The sequence below is a fragment of the Thalassotalea atypica genome (genome assembly GCF_030295975.1).
In the GTDB taxonomy this organism is placed as follows: domain Bacteria; phylum Pseudomonadota; class Gammaproteobacteria; order Enterobacterales; family Alteromonadaceae; genus Thalassotalea_F; species Thalassotalea_F atypica.
Window position 1 is genome coordinate 3,102,179 of sequence record NZ_AP027364.1, and the last position, 19,790, is coordinate 3,121,968.

At 39.9% G+C, this 19,790-nt stretch carries 13 protein-coding genes and 4 tRNA genes; 5 read left to right on the forward strand and 12 right to left on the reverse strand.

What is annotated here, in order from left to right; all coding sequences use genetic code 11:
* The first annotated feature begins 9 nt into the window (after window positions 1-9).
* The gene (can, locus tag QUE03_RS14330; RefSeq protein ID WP_286262626.1) at window positions 10-615 is read left to right on the forward strand and encodes a carbonate dehydratase; all 606 of its coding nucleotides are present in this window, start codon (window positions 10-12) and stop codon (window positions 613-615) included.
* Window positions 616-687: 72 nt separating this feature from the next.
* Here can and QUE03_RS14335 read toward each other — a convergent pair whose 3' ends face one another.
* Both QUE03_RS14335 and QUE03_RS14340 read right to left on the reverse strand, forming a co-directional pair.
* Window positions 688-2,712, reverse strand: coding sequence for a methyl-accepting chemotaxis protein (locus QUE03_RS14335; RefSeq protein ID WP_286262627.1), 2,025 nt, complete (start codon window positions 2,710-2,712; stop codon window positions 688-690).
* A 181-nt stretch (window positions 2,713-2,893) separates the two neighbouring features.
* Window positions 2,894-4,492: an isocitrate lyase gene (locus QUE03_RS14340; protein ID WP_286262628.1), complete on the reverse strand. Its 1,599-nt coding sequence runs from the start codon at window positions 4,490-4,492 to the stop codon at window positions 2,894-2,896.
* 317 nt (window positions 4,493-4,809) lie between these two features.
* Between QUE03_RS14340 and QUE03_RS14345 the strand changes: the two genes are divergently transcribed.
* The 3 genes from QUE03_RS14345 to QUE03_RS14355 all read left to right on the forward strand — a co-directional run bounded on the left by QUE03_RS14345 (window position 4,810) and on the right by QUE03_RS14355 (window position 9,031).
* Window positions 4,810-5,745: a LysR family transcriptional regulator gene (locus QUE03_RS14345; protein WP_286262629.1), complete on the forward strand. Its 936-nt coding sequence runs from the start codon at window positions 4,810-4,812 to the stop codon at window positions 5,743-5,745.
* A 401-nt stretch (window positions 5,746-6,146) separates the two neighbouring features.
* Window positions 6,147-8,312 (forward strand): malate synthase G, encoded by a 2,166-nt coding sequence (locus QUE03_RS14350; RefSeq protein ID WP_286262630.1) that lies wholly within the window; start codon window positions 6,147-6,149, stop codon window positions 8,310-8,312.
* Between the two features lie 308 nt (window positions 8,313-8,620).
* On the forward strand, window positions 8,621-9,031 hold the full coding sequence (locus QUE03_RS14355; RefSeq protein ID WP_286262631.1) for a hypothetical protein: 411 nt from the start codon (window positions 8,621-8,623) through the stop codon (window positions 9,029-9,031).
* 231 nt (window positions 9,032-9,262) lie between these two features.
* Here QUE03_RS14355 and QUE03_RS14360 read toward each other — a convergent pair whose 3' ends face one another.
* From QUE03_RS14360 to QUE03_RS14405, 10 genes are all read right to left on the reverse strand, one after another.
* Entirely contained in the window at window positions 9,263-11,170 is a 1,908-nt protein-coding gene (locus QUE03_RS14360; protein WP_286262632.1) for a SurA N-terminal domain-containing protein, read from the reverse strand.
* Window positions 11,171-11,377: 207 nt separating this feature from the next.
* The gene (gene hupB, locus QUE03_RS14365; protein WP_085299093.1) at window positions 11,378-11,650 is read right to left on the reverse strand and encodes a nucleoid-associated protein HU-beta; all 273 of its coding nucleotides are present in this window, start codon (window positions 11,648-11,650) and stop codon (window positions 11,378-11,380) included.
* 273 nt (window positions 11,651-11,923) lie between these two features.
* A complete protein-coding gene (lon, locus tag QUE03_RS14370; RefSeq protein WP_286262633.1) occupies window positions 11,924-14,275 on the reverse strand; it encodes an endopeptidase La in 2,352 nt (783 codons plus the stop codon).
* A 219-nt stretch (window positions 14,276-14,494) separates the two neighbouring features.
* Window positions 14,495-15,775: an ATP-dependent protease ATP-binding subunit ClpX gene (gene clpX / locus QUE03_RS14375; protein WP_286262634.1), complete on the reverse strand. Its 1,281-nt coding sequence runs from the start codon at window positions 15,773-15,775 to the stop codon at window positions 14,495-14,497.
* 83 nt (window positions 15,776-15,858) lie between these two features.
* Window positions 15,859-16,497 (reverse strand): ATP-dependent Clp endopeptidase proteolytic subunit ClpP, encoded by a 639-nt coding sequence (clpP, locus tag QUE03_RS14380; protein ID WP_286262635.1) that lies wholly within the window; start codon window positions 16,495-16,497, stop codon window positions 15,859-15,861.
* Between the two features lie 89 nt (window positions 16,498-16,586).
* Window positions 16,587-17,894, reverse strand: a complete 1,308-nt coding sequence (gene tig, locus QUE03_RS14385) for a trigger factor (RefSeq protein ID WP_286262636.1) — start codon at window positions 17,892-17,894, stop codon at window positions 16,587-16,589.
* Between the two features lie 313 nt (window positions 17,895-18,207).
* Window positions 18,208-18,284 (reverse strand) — tRNA-Pro (locus tag QUE03_RS14390).
* A gap of 11 nt (window positions 18,285-18,295) precedes the next feature.
* Window positions 18,296-18,371 (reverse strand) — tRNA-His (locus QUE03_RS14395).
* A gap of 35 nt (window positions 18,372-18,406) precedes the next feature.
* Window positions 18,407-18,483: transfer RNA gene (locus tag QUE03_RS14400), tRNA-Arg, on the reverse strand.
* A gap of 52 nt (window positions 18,484-18,535) precedes the next feature.
* A tRNA-Pro gene (locus tag QUE03_RS14405) sits at window positions 18,536-18,612 on the reverse strand.
* 293 nt (window positions 18,613-18,905) lie between these two features.
* Between QUE03_RS14405 and folD the strand changes: the two genes are divergently transcribed.
* The gene (gene folD, locus QUE03_RS14410) at window positions 18,906-19,760 is read left to right on the forward strand and encodes a bifunctional methylenetetrahydrofolate dehydrogenase/methenyltetrahydrofolate cyclohydrolase FolD (protein WP_286262637.1); all 855 of its coding nucleotides are present in this window, start codon (window positions 18,906-18,908) and stop codon (window positions 19,758-19,760) included.
* The last annotated feature ends 30 nt before the right edge of the window (window positions 19,761-19,790 follow it).

The following is a 19,790-nucleotide window of genomic DNA, read 5'->3' on the forward strand; positions in this document are numbered from 1 at the left end:
TTTATTTTTATGAACACAATAGAAAACTTGTTTAAAAACAATCAGAACTGGGCAGATAAGGTAAAAGAAAACGACCCAGAATTTTTTCAAAATTTATCAGAACAGCAATCACCTGAGTATTTATGGATAGGTTGTTCAGATTCTCGTGTACCGGCCAATCAGTTATTGGGTATGGATCCTGGCGAAATTTTTGTTCATCGTAATATTGCAAACGTTGTTGTCCATACGGATCTTAACTGTTTATCTGTCATTCAATATGCAGTTGAAGTATTAAAAGTTAAGCATATTATCGTTTGTGGTCATTATGGCTGTGGCGGGGTAATGGCATCAATGGACAATGAATCACGCGGGTTGATTGATAACTGGTTACGCCACATTAAAGACGTGTATCGTTTCCATGAAGACAAATTTGAAGGCCTAACTGATGAAAAAGACAGAATTAACTTACTTTGTGAGTTAAATGTCATTGAACAAGTCGCCAATGTGTCGAATAGCTCAATTTTAAGAAAAGCATGGGACAATGGACAAGAGCTTACCGTTTATGGTTTAGTTTACAACTTGAAAGATGGGATATTGAAAGATTTGAATGTTGCCGTTAGCGGATCTACCTTATAAATCTCATTGTACTTCGACAAAAAAAGCCGCTATTTGCGGCTTTTTTTGTCGATAAGTTTCATAACGTTCTAACTAATTGACTTTAAATTCATCCACCGAGTATTTCAACTTATCAGCTAAAATCGATACTTCTTCACTGTATTCGAGTGTTGAAACTGATTTTTCACTGCTTGCTTGGCTAATTTGAGACACTTCTAAAATGCCCGAGTTTATCTCGTTACTCAATAAGTTTTGCTGAGTTGCTGATGCTGAAATTTCACTGCTCATTTGATGCATTTGCTCAATAGCTTGATTAATGATCACTAAGAACTCAAGCAAGTTCTCAGTTTGCTGCTGGCATTGATTAGCTTCAGCTTTACCATTTCCTATTTCATCAACTACTTTATTCGTCTGGTTTTGAAGCGACTCTATCATGGCGTTAATTTCGGCCGTAGACTCTTGCGTACGACTGGCCAACATTCTGACCTCATCCGCAACCACCGCAAAACCTCGACCAGCCTCGCCAGCCCTTGCCGCTTCGATTGCTGCATTTAGCGCTAATAAATTGGTTTGATCAGCAATACTTTGAATAGTTTCTAAAATTCCGCCAATGTTAGTCGCTTCTCTATTTAATACCGAAATAAGACCAGCAGTATCATCTAACATTGAGGTTAACGCACTGATGCGAGCCGCAGTAGTATTAGCCCGCTGCTCCAACTCACCGCTTTGTGAAAGCGCTTGCGTCATTTGCTCTTCTGCGTGCGTTGATTTAGAAAGTACATCATCCGCATTACGGTTTAACTCATCAGTTACTGTAGTCATTTTCTCGACCGTGCTTTGTTGTTGAGTTAGCGATTGCGCCACCGCTTTAATTTCATGTGTAGATTGTGCAGCAGCCGCATTAAGTGAAGTTGAATTGTCACCAATATTGGCAATCAAGGTCTTAAGGTGGTCAAGAACAGAGTTGACATTGGTCGACAGCACACCGTATTCATCTTGAGAGGTCACATGCAAGTGGCGTGATAAATCGCCTTGGGCAATATAGCCCAAGACATTGTTAATTCGACTTAGCGGTAAAATCATCGCTCGAACAGTGGCGAAGGCAATGCCAGAGCCCGCGACAATCATTACAACCATTATAACCATGGTAGTCAATTGCCCTTGATTAACGTCTTCAAGTACACCGGTTTGAAGTGCTTGCAGATTATCATCAACTTGCAGTAATAGCTTGTCAATCAAGCTTACCAGTTGATTAACTGATGATTCTGTTTCACTCGTACTCTCAAGTAAGGCTTCTTGGTATTCAAGTTGTGATCTTTTTGCACTGAAAAAACCTTGTTCACTCATTAAAATAGCGCTTGCTTTGTTGTACTCTTCAACAAATGATTCAATAACGCCATCTGTATTGTATTCTTCGCCTTCACGCACAAGGTAGCTCACCATTTGATTGATGTTACTTATCGATGACTGTATTACAGCTTGGTTGTCTTCTAGCTCAATAAGGTCTTTGATCATCGCCACGCCTTGACTAGAATTGGTCACACCAATGAGGTAGCCTTCAATTTGTCCCGCAGAGCCAGCTATACGATCTACGGTAGCCTGATTATCTGGATCATCCAAATACGATAAATCCCCTAAAAACAAGCCTGCCTCATCAAGGCTATAGTTTAACGTCGCTTGATATTCGCTTAGCTGTGCCGTGCTTTTTATAACATTGCGTTTGTAAGAGAGCATTAATTCAAAGCCATTGTTAAAACTCTCATACGTTTTAGAAATGGCTGATACTTGTTTGTCTAGTTTTTGCTGTTTGAGTAGCGCTATGAGTGAAGATTTTTGCGTCGAAAGTTGTTGACCAATTTTCTGGTATGAGCTTTCAATCTGCTCCAATTGATTTAATGTTGTCGTGTTAGGTATTTGCGAAGACAACTTACCCTGCTTGAGCAAGCTGATTTGCATGGCATTGCTTTGCTGTTGTGTTGGAATAGCAAGTTCGTCAACTTTTACCGTTGCCTCTTCAATATCAGCCAAAATCCCTATCGAACTCATACTGGTGAATATCAACAATAAAATAATGACGCCGAAGCCAATAATGACTTTATGAGCAACTTTTAAGTTCATGGAACACCTACTTCAATTTTTTAGTTTTATTATTATTTTTATGATTGTCGAATTGCTTGTCCTACCACTGGTATATTAACAAATATAATTTGTTTGTAGAAATTAACTTTTAAAACAAAAAAAAGACCGCTAAGCGGTCTTTTCACTGGTTGGGTGTTGTATTCAACAACAATACGTTGAATTAGTTAAACTGATTAGAGGTGTTTTTCGCTCCACCAGCTTTAAGTGCGTTCTCACCGGCAAAGTATTCTTTATGGTCGTCACCAATGTCTGAACCTGACATATTTTGATGCTTAACACATGCAATACCTTGACGGATTTCTTGACGTTGAACATTTTTAACGTAGCCCAGCATACCTTGTTCACCAAAGTACTCTTTAGCTAGGTTATCAACAGACAACGCAGTAGTGTGGTAAGTTGGTAACGTGATTAAGTGATGGAATACATTGGCTTCACGTGATGTATCTGCTTGGAAAGTACGTGTACGCTCATCAGCTTCTGCAGACAATTCAGAATCATCGTACTTAGCATTCATCAAATCAGCACGTTCGTACGCTGAAACATCTTTACCAGCTTCTGCCCATGCATCATAAGCTTGCTGACGGAAGTTTAACGTCCAGTTAAACGATGGTGAATTGTTGTATACAAGTTTCGCATCTGGGTGAACTTTGCGCACTTCATCCATCATCCCTTTGATTTCATGAACTGTAGGTACTGCTGTTTCAATCCATAATAAATCAGCACCTGCATTGATAGCTCCAATACAATCAAATACACAACGCTCATGACCTGTACCTTGGCGGAATTGGTATAAACCTGATGGCAGACGCTTCGGACGAACTAACTTACCGTCGCGATTGAAAACAACATCGCCTTGTTTCATGTCCGCCACATCAATTTCCTCAACATCTAAGTACGAGTTGTAGATATCACCTGAATCGCCTGGCTCTTTAACTACGGCTATTTCTTTTGTTAAGCCGGCGCCTTCTGAATCAGTACGCGCCACGATAATGCCATTGTCAACGCCAAGCTCAAGGAAAGCATGACGCAATGCGCGAATTTTTGCATGAAAGTCTGCATGTGGAACGGTAACTTTACCATCTTGGTGACCACATTGCTTTTCATCAGCCACCTGGTTTTCAATTTGAAGCGCACAAGCACCCGCTTCAATCATTTGTTTTGCCATTAAGTAAGTTGCTTCTGCATTACCAAAACCTGCATCTATATCTGCAACAATTGGTACAACATGGGTCACATGGTTATCAATCGCGTCTTGAATTTGCGCTGCTTTGGCACACTCATCCGCTGCTTTTGCTGCGTCTAACTCTCTAAACAAGCCACCTAATTCACGTGCATCAGCTTGTCGTAAGAAAGTGTAAAGCTCTTTAACTAGTGCAGCTACTGACGTCTTCTCATGCATAGACTGATCAGGAAGAGGGCCGAATTCACTGCGAAGCGCCGCAACCATCCATCCTGAAAGGTATAAGTAACGCCCCTTTGTTTGACCGCCAAAATGCTTCTTAATTGAAATCATTTTTTGCTGCCCAACAAACCCATGCCAGCAACCTAATGATTGTGTGTATTTGGTTTTGTCGGCGTCAAACGCTGCCATATCAGATCGCATAATGTCGGCAGTATATTTAGCGATATCAATACCTGTTTTAAATTGGTTTTGAGTACGCATGCGTGCTACAGACTCAGCATCAATAACATCCCACGAACTTCCTGCTTTTGCTTTAATTGCTCTTACTGCTTCAATTGCGCTTTGATAATTAGACATGATAAACACCCTTATTAATATACTCAGTGGTAAGCCACTAATTGGTTTGTTGTTCAAACTGAAACCATTCGTTTCCTGTGACACCAATACTATTTCACCGAGTTATGATTTACTAAATTTATAGTTTTTATCGTGAGCATTCACACCATTTATGTATGTGAATTTCTCGGCAACTGTAGATAGAATATGCGTTAAATTACAGTAAGATAGAACAAAAAGATAAGCCTAACAGCATTAATTAGTAAACAATTGGTTGCTTATTTCAGGCGGCACAAATATATTACTTACTTATGTTTTAATGAAAAAATATAGACACTATGAATATATCTAAAATAGATCTTAACCTACTAATCTACCTTGATGTTCTATTAAGGGAGAAAAACGTAACTCGGGCGGCAAGTCAGCTAAACATCACTCAACCAGCAATGAGTAACGGCCTAAAACGATTACGTAATTTATTTGGCGATCCTATTTTAGTACGCACATCTGATGGCATGGTGCCCACTGAAAGAGCGAGAGCATTATCACCTGTGATCAGGAAAATATTATTAGAGCTGGAAGAAGCTTTGCAAGGCGAAGAAGAGTTTAACGAAGAAAGTAGTCAGCGTGTATTTCGTATTATGGCTAGCGACTATGCCGCATCTACCTTGATTCCTAAATTGCTTAAGAAACTGAATAAGATTGCCCCTAGTGTCACAATGGACATCATGACACCAAGTGATGTTAATTTTCACGATGTAGAAGCGGGCAAGATAGACATGGCGATTAACCGCTTTGATGAGTTGCCACAATCATTCCATCAAAAAACTATTTGGCGTGATGAATTCTCCTGTTTGCTTAGCGCAGACAATGCGGTAGTGACTAAATTTAATCTGAATTCATATTTAGCCTCTAAACACGTCTGGGTATCTAAAACCGGCTTTGGTGTTGGTGTAGGGATGGATCCCAAAGACGTACAAAAGCTTGGCTGGGTTGATGAGGCATTATCACGCTTAGGTAAGAAAAGGGATATAAAAGTATTCACCCGTAATTACCATGTTGCCATGCAATTGGCTTATGAAGACGGGTTAATCGCGACATTGCCAAGTAAGGCGGCGTTGCTGCATAAAGATGATGCTAATTTCACCATCTTAAAACCGCCCTTTGACATTCCAGATATTGAATTGAAAATGATCTGGAGCCCGCTACTGCATCATGATGCAAGCCACATTTGGTTCAGGCAGTTGGTGATGGAGGCTGCGGCGGAAAGTTAAGGTATAGAGTCCAATGCATCGACAAAAAACAAACCAGAAGCAGCTTATGCTTCTGGTTTTTTATAGCTTACACATTTTCAATCTTAGAATTTTCAAATGTCCATTATTCATTGAACATGATGAATTACAGGGGTTTAATTCACACAATGAATACCAAGTATAATACGATACAATAAAACATATAATACTGTAATAAAATTCATTCATTAAGTCTGCAACTCTTTGTAAATACAGACTATTACCAAACCAATTAAAAGACAAAAACAGGAAACACTCAGGACTGATTCGCTTCATTAATAATTCACTGTATTGATTGGCAGACTCAGAAACAATACATTGCCTTATCGGTTCCATATTTAATGGAACATTCGGAAAATCATCTCATGTAAAGGGCTGTCTCGATGAACCAACGCATTGCTATAGAAAATATTCAAGTATCCCCGCTTTTGTACCAATTTGTAGAACAAGAGGTTTTACCTCTAACCTCATTACTTTCTGAAAAATTTTGGTCAGACTTTGCAGAAATCATTACTGATCTAACTCCGGTTAATCAGGCCTTGTTAGCCAAAAGAGAGAGCCTGCAAGTACAAATTGATGATTGGCACAAAGCCAACTCTTATCAAGTGGAAGACTTATCTTCATACAAATCTTTCCTTTCTTCAATTGGTTATATCGAGCCCCTAGTAAGCGATTTTGAGATAGAAACAGCACAAGTCGATGATGAATTGGCTCACATGGCAGGACCACAATTGGTTGTACCGATCATGAATGCTAGATTTGCTTTAAATGCTGTTAACGCGCGCTGGGGAAGCCTCTATGATGCATTGTATGGCTCAGACATTATTGATGAAAATGACGGTGCAGAAAAAGCGGGTAACTATAACCCAGTGAGAGGCAACAAGGTCATTGCTTTTGCCAAACAGTTTTTGGATGACAATCTACCATTAGCTAATGGCTCTCATGCAGACGTTATTAGTTATCAGATCATTGGCAATGACTTGAAAGCAACATTGACGGATGGCGAATCAACATTACTGAAGGACGTTGATGCATTGGTCGGCTTTAACGGTGATAAAAACCAGCCTACTGAAATCCTTTGCTCGCACCACAAATTAAATATTCAATTGTGTTTTGACGACAACCCTATTGGCCGCTCAGACCGTGCAAGCATGTCTGACATTAAACTCGAGTCAGCATTAACTACCATCATGGACTGTGAAGATTCGGTAGCAGCTGTAGATGCTGAAGACAAAGTAATAGCCTATAAAAATTGGCTTGGATTAATCACGGGTCGTTTAACTGAATCTATTAATAAAGGTGAATCATCTTTTGTCCGTCGCATGGCTCAAGACAAGTCATTTAAGACAGTTAGTGGCAACTCAGTATCAGTTAAAGGCCGAAGTTTAATGTTTGTCCGTAATGTTGGCCATTTAATGACAAATAACATTATACTCGACGAGCAAGGCAACAATGTACCAGAAGGTATCGTTGACGCAGTGATTACAAGCTTAATTGCCAGTTTAGATATAAGCGGCAAGTATCAGGGCATAAACAGTCGGCAAGGCTCGATTTATATAGTTAAACCTAAAATGCATGGTTCAGAAGAAGTCGCTTTTGCCAACACCTTATTTGCACGAACTGAGCAAGCACTTAACCTTAGACCTAACACCATAAAAATGGGGATCATGGATGAAGAAAGACGTACCACTGTTAATTTAAAAAACTGTATTCATGCAGCGAAATCTCGCGTCGTGTTCATCAATACTGGCTTTTTGGATCGTACTGGAGATGAAATACACACTTCGATGCATGCTGGGCCTATGGCCAGAAAAGGTGATATTAAGCTAACCAAATGGATTGGAGCTTACGAGAACAACAATGTTGATGTGGGCCTTAGCTGCGGATTAAGCGGTAAAGCGCAAATTGGTAAAGGCATGTGGCCAATACCTGATCAGATGTTAAATATGTACAAAACGAAAGTGGCGCATGTTAAATCTGGGGCAAACACTGCTTGGGTGCCCTCACCTACTGCTGCGACATTACATGCAATGCATTATCATCAACATAATGTCTTTTCGCTACAACAAGCTATATTCGAGCGAGAAGACGCACTACTTGACGATATTTTAAACATTCCACTAGCTACCGACACCAATTGGAGCGAGCAAGAAATATCTGACGAATTGGATAATAACGCACAAGGCATTTTAGGTTACGTCGTTAGGTGGATTGATCAAGGTATTGGCTGCTCAAAAGTACCTGACATTACCAATGTTGGTTTAATGGAAGATAGAGCAACCTTACGCATTTCTAGTCAGCATATTGCCAATTGGTTGATGCATGGCATTTGCACCAAAGACCAAGTGATGAACAGCATGAAAAAAATGGCTCGGATAGTCGACCAGCAAAATGTACATGACTTAACTTATGTCGCGATGTGCGATGACATAGATAACAGTATTGCATTCAGCGCTGCTTGCGATTTAGTGTTTAAAGGTGACAGTCAACCCAGTGGTTATACAGAGCCTCTGCTGCACCATTACCGACTAGTGAAAAAAAATTCATAACCTTGAAGGTAGAATATTACTTTTCCTGTTCTAGTTTCCATCTGTGCTATTTTAATGAAAAAAGTGTATCAGAATTCGTGAATACTAAGTAAATGGTTAACCCCCACAACCCTATAAATCAATACGGATACTGAGTAAAAAATAAGGCAGAGCGCACATTAAATGCGCTTTATCTTAAATAACCGTCCACTTATCCCACAGTACTCGCACAGAAAGAATTTAACGCTTATAGTAACAATGTACAAAATAGTTACATTTTTTTGGCACAAGAGACAAAGTTTTAGGATTGTCGTTAAAGGGGGAGATGTATGAAAGCACTATTAAAGCCAATATTTTTGGGCACAGCACTAAGTACTTTAGGGGTTTGCTTTACGCTCTCTCATGCTGCCAGTATTTCTGCTACTCAAGACGTTGAAGCACCAAAAATGGTGGTCATGACTCAAATATTCCCGATCACAAACAATCAAGAATTCAAAGATCCTCAATCATTTTTGCAAGTTTTTGATAAACCATTGGTACGTATCCCAATGGCAACACCACCGAGCGAACAATTTAAACAAGCACGTAAGAAAAATCAGTTTTTTGAACTAGCGACTGTATTCAATGACAAGCTACAACAGTTTATCGCCGACATCAATTTACCCATTTATGAAAATAAAGATGTAGAAGGTGAAAAAGGCTTAAGACATGTTGCAGGGCAGAAAACGTGTAAATCATAATTACAGTAACTTCCTCTTTAATGAATTTGTTAAAAGGTCTGTGAAGGACCTTTTTTGATCCTAAAAAAAATCTAATTAGCTTAGCACCATAATTTTTAAAGCCATTAGTTCGATTATCTAAAAGCTGCCTATAGTTACTCACCTATAATAGGCATCGTGCATCAAAGCCAAAGCTATTTGGTAATAAAAAAGGCGCACAATGCGCCTTTCATCATTTATATTCTGAGTAGCCTAATATGGCGTTGCAGGCTCAACCGTTTGACGACGCGTAACCTTAGCTTTTGCTTTTAAAGCGTCAAGGTAGCTCTTATAACTCGCTTGAGAGATTTGTGCGTCCTGCTGTTGCTTAAGGCTAGGGTTAGGTTCACCTTCAATAATATTAACCGCTTGCACTTCTACAATTGCAATATCACCGTTACTCAAGGTCACAGTCGCCGCCGATACAGCTCCTTCAGTAGGATGCGCTAATGTAAACGCCTGTCTAACAAGTGAATTATCTAGATCAGCAGAGTTTCGAGTAACACCAGTCTGAGGTGTGATGGTTGCGTTAACTTCACTAAGCTTCGTTGAAACATCAGCACCTTCGATGAACAAGGCTAACAGCTCATCGGCGCTCTGTTTAGCTTTCTCCGATGCTTTTTCAGCAACCAGATTCGCCTTAATACCAGCTTTTACTTCTTCTAGTGGTTTAACATCAGCTTCTTGGTGCTCTGCTAAACGTAAAACCATCACCACACTATCGTTAACTTCGATAATGTCAGAGTTTAAGTTTTCGACCAACACGATATCTGAGAATGCAGCGTCAATAATTTTGTTATTGTTAAATGGTGGTAAGTTACCGGCACGAGCAATCCAATCAGAGACTTTAACTTCACTACTCACAATTTCAGCGGCATCTTCTAGTGAGTCAGGAAATTCAAAACTCACACGCGCCAACTCTTGTTGTAATTCGAAGAATTTATCTTGGGCTTTCTCGTTACTCACATTACTTTCTAGCTCACTTTTAACATCAGCTAGCGCTTGAATTTCTTCAGCTTTAAAGTCCGTTAACTTAATGATATGAAAACCAAAGCTAGATTCGACAAGTTCAGAGTGGCTACCAACGCCAGAAAGCGCGTAAGCTGCCTCTTCAAAGGCTGGCTCCATAACGCCGCGCTCAATCCAATCCAAGTCACCGTCAATTTCAGCACTGGCGATATCTGCAGAAAACTCTCTGGCAAGTGCAGCAAAGTCTTCACCTTGGTTTAATTTCGCCAATACGGATTCTGCTGTCGCTTTTGCGCTGTCTTCATCTTCACCAAACTCAATTAAGATATGAGCAACACGACGCTGTTCATCGGTGCGGTAAGCAGCCATGTTTTCTTGGTAATATGTTTCGATGTCTTTATCTGAAACAATGATCGTTTTTGCAATATCGTCAACGTTTAAGCTTACGTATTCTAATTTAACTTTTTCGTCATTTTGAAATCTCGCTTGATTAGCTTGATAAAATGATTTTATTTCTTCATCTGTTACTTCTACTTGCGCTTTAAATTGCTCAGCTGAAATAGTCGCGTAACGGATGTCACGAGTTTGATTTTGCAAATCATTTAATTGCTTTAACTGGTACGGTAAGCTGAACTCACTTGAAACAAGTGATTGGCTTAACTGACGACGTGTCATTTCAACGCGTAGGTAGTCTCTAAAATCAGATGATTGGAAAAAGCCTGCCTGATTGATCATAGCAAGGTAGCGATTGTTATCAAAAACACCGTCTATTTGAAATTCTGGCATCGTGCGTATCGTTTCTTTAATTTTTTCGTTTGATACGCGGATGGCTAATTCGTCTGCATTTTGATCCATCAATAATTCATTGATAAGAGTGTCTAAAACACCCGTTCTAAACGTTGCCATATAATTTGGGTCAGCCGCAATAGTTTCAAACATTTCCCCAAATTGTTGCGCCATTCTATTACGTTGGCTTTGATATGATTTCTCAAAGTCTGCTTGAGATATCTTTGCGCCATTAACTTCTGCTACTGACGTGTCAACTGAATTGGTATAACTACCTAGCCCAGCTACAGCAAAAGTTAAAATAATAAAGCCAAGAATCACTTTGGCTATCACTCCTTGAGAGTTTTCTCTAATATTCTCTAACATTTTTATCTCTTAAACACTTATGAGTATCTTCTTTGTGCGCGATTTTAACAGATGCAGCGCCTTGCTTGAAGTCACATGCAGCGATATTTTACATAATCTAACCAATATATCGTTTAAATATGCATTCGAATGATATTTTTAAATGGCGTACAAAAGAAAAGACCACCCGTAGGTGGTCTTTGTAATCTTAATTGCTATAACTAATGATTAGTTACAAGCATCTTTTAATGCTTTACCAGCTTTAAAAGATGGGATTTTAGCCGCAGCGATTTCGATCGTTGCACCCGTTTGCGGGTTACGGCCCGTGCGAGCTGCGCGGTCACGTACTGAGAACGTACCAAAACCAACAAGTGCTACTTGCTCACCACCTTTTAATTCTTCAGTAACCGCTTCGATAAACGAATCTAACGCACGGCCAGCTGCAGCTTTAGAAATATCAGCACCAGCAGCAATTTTCTCTATTAGTTGAGACTTATTCACAGTGTCTTCCCCTTCATTTGTTATTATTCAGCACTATTTTGTTTGTAGCGTCCTGCAGAAGTTTATAGCAAGCTTCTTTTTGAACATCAAGCACTGAGTTTAAGAAAAATTAATATAGATAATTATTATTATCTTTATCCAAACCCCTATTAATATTGAGGTCTAGCCTTATCAGCGTTAGTTAACTTACCATAGTTTCAGCGTTTGAAAAGTGAAAATTGCAGTTTTTTTGATTTTTTTTCACTTTTTGTCTAAAAAAGTACCTTAACAACTCTATTTTTCAGCAATCTTCCACTTTTCAACTGGATGTTCCAGTGCAATTTCAAGCACTTCTTCAATCCATTTGACTGGGTGAATTGTTAAATCCTGTTTAACATTTGCTGGAATTTCCTTCAGATCACGTTCGTTGTCTTTAGGAATAACCACTGTTTTAATACCTCCACGATGTGCTGCTAGTAACTTTTCTTTCAGTCCACCAATGGCTAGCACTTCACCACGTAGAGTAATTTCACCCGTCATTGCCACATCCGCCTTAACTGGATTGCCAGTCAAACTTGAAACAAGTGCAGTACACATACCTATACCCGCACTTGGCCCATCTTTAGGCGTTGCGCCTTCAGGAACATGAACATGAATATCACGTTTTTCATTGAAATCATCATTAATACGTAATTTCTCTGAACGACTTCTAACAACCGTCATAGCCGCTTGAATGGACTCTTTCATGACATCGCCCAATGAGCCCGTGTAGGTCAACTTGCCTTTACCTGGTACTGATGCGGTTTCAATGGTCAGAAGCTCTCCGCCCACTTGCGTCCATGCTAAACCTGTCACCAAACCAACTCTATTACTGTCATCCGCCTTACCGTAGTCAAAGCGTTGAACGCCTAGGAACTCGCTCAAATTATCTTGGGTGATAACAACTTTCTTCAGTGACTTATCAAGTAATATCGCTTTAACCGCTTTTCGACATAATTTCGAAATTTCACGCTCTAAGTTACGTACACCGGCTTCGCGAGTATAGAAACGAATCACCCCAATAATGGCGCTATCGTCAATTTCAATTTCTTTCGCTTTTAAGCCATTACGCTCAATTTGTTTCTCAACCAAGTGTCGACGTGCAATGTTCAGCTTTTCGTCTTCGGTGTAGCCTGATAAACGGATGACTTCCATACGGTCAAGTAATGGTCCAGGAATATCCATACTGTTAGAAGTTGCAACAAACATCACATCAGACAAATCGTAATCGACCTCTAAATAATGATCGTTGAAGCTACTGTTTTGTTCAGGATCTAACACTTCAAGCAATGCAGACGCTGGGTCGCCTCGCATGTCGGAAGCCATTTTGTCGATTTCATCTAGCAAGAATAATGGATTTTTAACACCGACTTTCGCGATTTTTTGGATTAACTTACCTGGTAATGATCCAATGTAAGTGCGACGATGACCACGAATTTCAGCCTCATCTCTTACGCCACCTAGTGCCATTCGAACATATTTACGGCCAGTAGATTTAGCAATTGACTGCCCTAGTGATGTTTTACCAACCCCTGGAGGTCCGACTAAACATAAAATAGGTCCTTTAAGTTGAGTGACACGTTGTTGCACGGCCAAATACTCTAGTATGCGTTCTTTAACTTTATCTAAGCCGTAATGATCTTGCTCTAGCACTTCTTCTGCTAGCTTTAAGTTACGTTTTAGCTTGCTGCGTTTTTTCCACGGGACATTACACATCCAGTCAATATAACTCCGAACCACTGTCGCTTCAGCTGACATGGTTGACATCATTTTGAGTTTCTGAAATTCAGCTAAGGTTTTATCTTTTGCTTCTTTCGGCATTTGCGCATCATCGATACGCTTTTGCATTTGTTCATGCTCATCAGGGACATCATCCATTTCACCGAGTTCTTTTTGAATCGCTTTCATTTGCTCATTCAAATAGTACTCCCGCTGGCTTTTCTCCATTTGCTTTTTAACCCGCGTGCGAATTTTTTTCTCAACCTGAAGTAAGTCAATTTCCCCTTCCATTAGCGCCATTAGATATTCTAAACGTTCACCTACATGAGTAATTTCTAGAACTTTCTGTTTATCATCTAGTTTTAACGGCATATGTGCAGCCATGGTGTCAGCAAGCTGCTCTGGCTCTTCAATACCTGATAATGATGTCAGTACTTCTGGTGGGATTTTTTTATTTAGCTTAACGTAACCTTCGAATTGAGAAATGGCCGAGCGCACCAGCACTTCGCTGGTGTCATCTTCTACGGCTTCCGCATTAATATACTCAATATCAGCAGTAAAATATTCTTCTGTGTGGATAAACTTGCTGATTTTAGCTCGCTTAACGCCTTCTACCAATACTTTTACCGTACCATCAGGCAGTTTTAGCATTTGAAGAATTGATGCAACAGTACCTGTCTCATAAACGTCGCTGGACATAGGATCATCCACTGCCGCATCTTTTTGAGCTACCAGAAACACTTGTTTATCACTTTCCATCGCCAAATCTAAACTACGAATAGATTTTTCACGCCCAACAAACAATGGGATCACCATCTGTGGATAAACAACGACATCGCGCAGTGCTAATACTGGGATCTCAACTACGCCAGATAATTCTTTGGTCATAGGTACTCTCTTGGAAATTAGGAGAAATATGTGCAGCTAACAGTTGACAGCTACACCCATTAAAATTTTATTGTTAAAAAGTATATGGGGTTATCTCATGCACTTTCAACAAAAGAAAACTAAAAAGAGTGATGTATGGCTGGGAAAAGGGAATTTAGAGAGCCAGAATTAAAAAAGGCACATCGATATGTGCCTTTTAATTCTATTTGAGTTTTAGGTTTAACTATCAGATGCAGCTTGGTCTTGCTGAGTCTCGTAAATAATTATCGGTTTTGACTCACCAGTAATAACTGTTTCATCAACAACCACCTTGGCCGCATTTTCCATAGACGGTAATTCGTACATCGTATCGAGTAAAACCCCTTCAACTATCGAACGTAGACCACGAGCACCTGTTTTTCTCACCATCGCTTTATTAGCAATGGCAAGTAATGCGTCTTTTCTAAACTCTAATTCAACGTCTTCCATGTCGAATAAGGCAACAAACTGCTTAGTTAAGGCATTTTTTGGCTCTTGAAGAATTTGCACTAATGCGTCTTCATCAAGCTCAGTCAAGGTAGCAACAACCGGCAGACGACCGATAAATTCAGGAATTAACCCGTATTTAACTAAATCTTCGGGCTCTACTTCTTGAAAACGCTCAGTTAGGGTTTTTTCTTGATCTTTACTGCGCACGTCCGCACCAAAGCCAATACCAGTGCCTACATCACAACGCTGCTCAATAACTTTATCTAAACCTGCAAATGCACCACCACAAATAAACAAGATTTTTGACGTATCTACTTGCAAAAACTCTTGTTGTGGATGCTTGCGACCACCTTGAGGCGGTACTGAAGCAATAGTACCTTCAATCAGTTTAAGTAATGCTTGTTGAACACCTTCACCTGAGACATCTCGCGTGATCGACGGATTGTCTGATTTACGGGAAATCTTGTCGATTTCATCGATATAAACAATACCTCGCTGTGCCTTGTCGACATCATAGTCACACTTTTGCAACAACTTTTGTATGATGTTTTCAACGTCTTCGCCAACATAACCTGCTTCAGTTAGTGTCGTCGCGTCTGCCATGGTAAATGGCACATCTAATAACCTTGCTAGCGTTTCCGCAAGCAAAGTTTTACCACTACCTGTAGGGCCTATAAGCAAAATATTACTTTTACTTAGCTCGACACCATTGTGTGAGTCACCATTTCGTAAACGCTTATAGTGATTATATACCGCTACTGACAACACTTTCTTAGCGTGGTCTTGGCCGATAACATAATCGTCAAGACTTTCACGAATTTCAACAGGTGACGGTAAAGACTCTTTGTCTTGCTTAGGGGCAATTTCTTTTATTTCTTCACGAATAATGTCATTACACAGCTCAACACATTCATCACAAATAAAAACAGACGGCCCAGCAATTAACTTACGAACTTCATGTTGGCTTTTGCCACAAAAAGAACAGTACAACAACTTTCCATTGTCACCGTCACCTTTTTTAATATCGGTCATACGGTACCTCTAAATCTTTTAAAATAATTAAACTTCAATACTGTTAAGTATTTCATAAAATACGCAGATAACAATAAAGCTTATTATTTATCGTCTCTTTGTTCTAATATGGCATCAACCAAACCATATTCAACCGCACTTTCTGCACTTAAGAAATTATCACGGTCGGTATCTTCAGCTACTTTTTCCAACGGTTGGCCAGTATGGTCAGCCATTAAACGATTTAGCTTTTCTTTGATGTACAGTATTTCCTTGGCGTGTATCTCAAAATCAGATGCTTGACCTTGGAATCCACCTAATGGTTGGTGAATCATGACACGTGCATTTGGCAAACAATAGCGCTTACCTTTTTCACCACCAGAGAGTAAGAATGCGCCCATGCTTGCCGCTTGCCCAATACATACAGTGCTAATGTTCGGCTTAATAAATTTCATGGTGTCATAAATTGCCATACCCGCAGTGACAGAGCCACCAGGAGAATTGATATAAAGATAAATATCTTTATCTGGGCTTTCTGACTCTAAGAATAGCATTTGAGCAACGATAAGATTCGCCATATGGTCTTCTACTTGACCACAAAGAAAGATCACTCGCTCTTTAAGTAGTCGTGAGTATATGTCATAAGAGCGTTCACCTTTAGGCGTTTGTTCAACAACCATTGGGACTAAAGCTGATTCTGTGACGTTAGTTATATCAGGGGAATTTTTATGAGAAGTAAACAACAGTTCTTTCCTTATTATAAAAAAAATGGCTCATATGAATCCATACAAGCCATTTAAGCTATTGCTTAGCGTGTTGTCAATCTAAAAGCTTATTTTGCTTCAGGATTCATCACATCTTTAAAGCTAGCTTTTTTGTCTTTAACTTTCGCAGAAGCAACTAATACGTCAACAGCTTGCTCTTCTAGAGCAACGTTTTGCATTTGTTGATTCATTTCTTGGTTAGACTTGTAGTACTCAATCACTTCAGCAGGATCTTCATATGCAGATGCTGCAGATTCGATCAACTCAGTCACTTTAGCTTCATCAACTTTTAATTCGTTAACTTTGATGACTTCGCCTAACAATAAACCAACTTTTACGCGACGCTTAGCTTGCTCTTCGAACATGTCAGCAGGTAACTCAGGAAGGTTTTTAGGATCCATCTGACCACCAAAACGCTGTAGTGCTTGTTGACGTAATACATCAACTTCTTGTGCAACTAACGCAGATGGTAAATCTAATTCGTGAGATTCTAATAGACCTTCAATCACTTGCTCTTTAACTTTAGCTTTAACCGCTTGAGTTAATTCACGCGCCATGTTTTTGCTTACTTCATCACGCAATGCTTCAATGCCACCTTCTTCGATACCGAATAATTTCGCAAATTCTTCATCAATTTCTGGAAGTACTGGACCTTCAGTTTTGTGTACTTTGATGTCGAATTCCGCATCTTTACCTTTTAGGTTTTCAGCGTGGTAATCGTCAGGGAAAGTTACAGTGATTGTTTTCTCTTCATCAACTTTCATGCCTGTGATTTCTTTTTCGAAACCTGGGATCATACGACCTGAACCAAGTTCAAGTTCAAACGCTTCAGCTTTGCCGCCTTCAAACTCTTCACCGTCAACACGACCTAAGAAATCGATAGTTAACTTATCGCCTTTCTTAGTTTTGCGCTTGTTTTCTTTCCACGTTTTGTGTTGGTTTTGAAGTGTAACAAACATTTCATCTATGTCTTTGTCTGTTACTTCAACCGCTGGACGTTCAACAGCGATTTTTTCTAAATCTTTTAGTTCAACTTCAGGGTAAACTTCAAAAGTTGCGTCAAACTCTAACGCTTTACCATCTTCATTACTTTTTGCAGTAAAAGTAGGACGGCCAGCTGGGTTGATTTTCTCAGCCATGATAGCTTCAACAAAGTTACGCTGCATGATATCACCAGCAACTTCATCACGAACTGCTTTACCGTAACGCTTTTGAATAACTGATGGTGGAACTTTACCTGGACGGAAACCATTGATACGTTGTGTCTTAGCGATTTGACGAAGACGATTTTTAACTTCAACATCTACCTTTTCAGCAGGAACAGAAATGGAAATACGACGTTCCAAACCTTGTGTAGTCTCAACAGAAACTTGCATTTATTTACCTCAAAATTAGCGTTATTAAACGCTTCCTAGTAACGCATCTCTTTGACTCGAATGTAAATCTGATTAAATTACAGTAAGCCCTTTAAAATAGAGCTCTTCGAGACCGGTTTACCCGAACAAAAGATGTTCAATTAAAAATAATGACGCGCAATTATAGCGGTGGAACACGCAAGAGTCGAGCTAAACCCTAAAAAAAATGTTATTTTTTTATATTTCAAGGAGTTATTAGAAGTTGGGGCACAATTTACACACAAAGAATGGATGTTAATTATAAACCATTGAAAAGTTAAGAAATAAGAGGGAGTGGTCGGTGATGCAAGATTCGAACTTGCGACCCCTTGGACCCAAACCAAGTGCGCTACCAAGCTGCGCTAATCACCGATACAAGAAAATGGGGTGGCTAATGGGATTTGAACCCACGACAACCGGAATCACAATCCGGGGCTCTACCAACTGAGCTATAGCCACCATAATTTTCAATACTCTGGCACGCCTGTAGATAATGGCACGCCCTAAAGGATTCGAACCTTTGACCCACGCCTTAGAAGGGCGTTGCTCTATCCAGCTGAGCTAAGGGCGCACAGGCACCTACAAAGTGCATTTCTTTTAATATCTTTAGATAGAAAAAGAAGTGGTCGGTGATGCAAGATTCGAACTTGCGACCCCTTGGACCCAAACCAAGTGCGCTACCAAGCTGCGCTAATCACCGAACATGTTTTCTATTGAAAAGCTCTCACCTCTCAACGGGTGCGGATATTACCGAGTTGCATCAGGCGCGTCAAACACTTTTTGTAAAAATAGTTCACGTTCGCTCACTTTTAAACCACCTTGTTTAAAAAAACCATAAAATGCTCACTATTTTACCTTTTAATTCAATTTCATCTTTGTTTTCTTATATATGTAAGCTGAATAAACTTTGTCGGTTGTTGGTAATATAGCGCTACAACCTTTTTTGCTTTTGTGCGAAAATGCCTCCGTTTTTCAATCAACTCAAATTGCATTATGACTTTTAAATTAATTGACGGTAAAACCATTGCACAACAACTTCGCACTTCGGTCAAAGAAAAAGTGGCTATTCGTGTACAAGAAGGAAAGCGAGCGCCAGGATTGGCCGTTATTCTTGTCGGTAGTGATCCCGCTTCTGAGGTATATGTCGGCAGCAAAAGAAGAGCCTGTGAAGAAGTAGGGTTTGTTTCTCGTTCATATGATTTGCCTGAAAACACCAGTGAACAAGAACTGCTGGCTTTGGTTGAGCAGTTAAATCACGATGATGATGTCGACGGTATACTGGTTCAGTTGCCTTTACCTGAGGGTCTGGATGCAAATTTAGTGATCGAACGTATCAATCCTGAAAAGGACGTTGATGGTTTTCACCCAACCAACGTTGGTAAGCTCGCCTTAAGACAGCCCGGACTTCGCCCTTGTACTCCTAAGGGCATCATGAAGCTTTTCGAATCAACTGGCGTTTCACCTTATGGTCTTGAAGCATTAGTGGTTGGCGCATCGAACATTGTTGGTCGACCGATGACATTGGAACTATTGTTAGCAGGTTGTACCGTTACCACGACCCACCGTTTTACTAAAGAGTTAGAAGCTAAAGTACGTCGTGCAGACCTGCTTGTGGTTGCTGTTGGTAAGCCAGGTTTTATTCCTGGTGATTGGATCAAAGAAGGCGCCATTGTAATCGATGTCGGTATCAACCGGTTAGATAATGGAAAATTGGTTGGTGACGTTGAGTTTGATATTGCGAAAGAAAAAGCTGCATTTATCACGCCAGTGCCTGGCGGTGTTGGTCCCATGACAGTCGCTTGTTTGATGGAAAACACATTCATTGCGTGTGAACAATTTAGTAAGTGATATATTGAATAGATTTTAGTTAATAAAAAA

Bases quoted from the DNA above. Each gene is read 5' to 3' on its own strand.
- can (WP_286262626.1), top strand. From the start codon at position 10: ATGAACACAATAGAAAACTTGTTTAAAAACAATCAGAACTGGGCAGAT.
- QUE03_RS14335 (WP_286262627.1), bottom strand. From the start codon at position 2,712: ATGAACTTAAAAGTTGCTCATAAAGTCATTATTGGCTTCGGCGTCATT.
- QUE03_RS14340 (WP_286262628.1), bottom strand. From the start codon at position 4,492: ATGTCTAATTATCAAAGCGCAATTGAAGCAGTAAGAGCAATTAAAGCA.
- QUE03_RS14345 (WP_286262629.1), top strand. From the start codon at position 4,810: ATGAATATATCTAAAATAGATCTTAACCTACTAATCTACCTTGATGTT.
- QUE03_RS14350 (WP_286262630.1), top strand. From the start codon at position 6,147: ATGAACCAACGCATTGCTATAGAAAATATTCAAGTATCCCCGCTTTTG.
- QUE03_RS14355 (WP_286262631.1), top strand. From the start codon at position 8,621: ATGAAAGCACTATTAAAGCCAATATTTTTGGGCACAGCACTAAGTACT.
- QUE03_RS14360 (WP_286262632.1), bottom strand. From the start codon at position 11,170: ATGTTAGAGAATATTAGAGAAAACTCTCAAGGAGTGATAGCCAAAGTG.
- lon (WP_286262633.1), bottom strand. From the start codon at position 14,275: ATGACCAAAGAATTATCTGGCGTAGTTGAGATCCCAGTATTAGCACTG.
- clpX (WP_286262634.1), bottom strand. From the start codon at position 15,775: ATGACCGATATTAAAAAAGGTGACGGTGACAATGGAAAGTTGTTGTAC.
- tig (WP_286262636.1), bottom strand. From the start codon at position 17,894: ATGCAAGTTTCTGTTGAGACTACACAAGGTTTGGAACGTCGTATTTCC.
- folD (WP_286262637.1), top strand. From the start codon at position 18,906: ATGACTTTTAAATTAATTGACGGTAAAACCATTGCACAACAACTTCGC.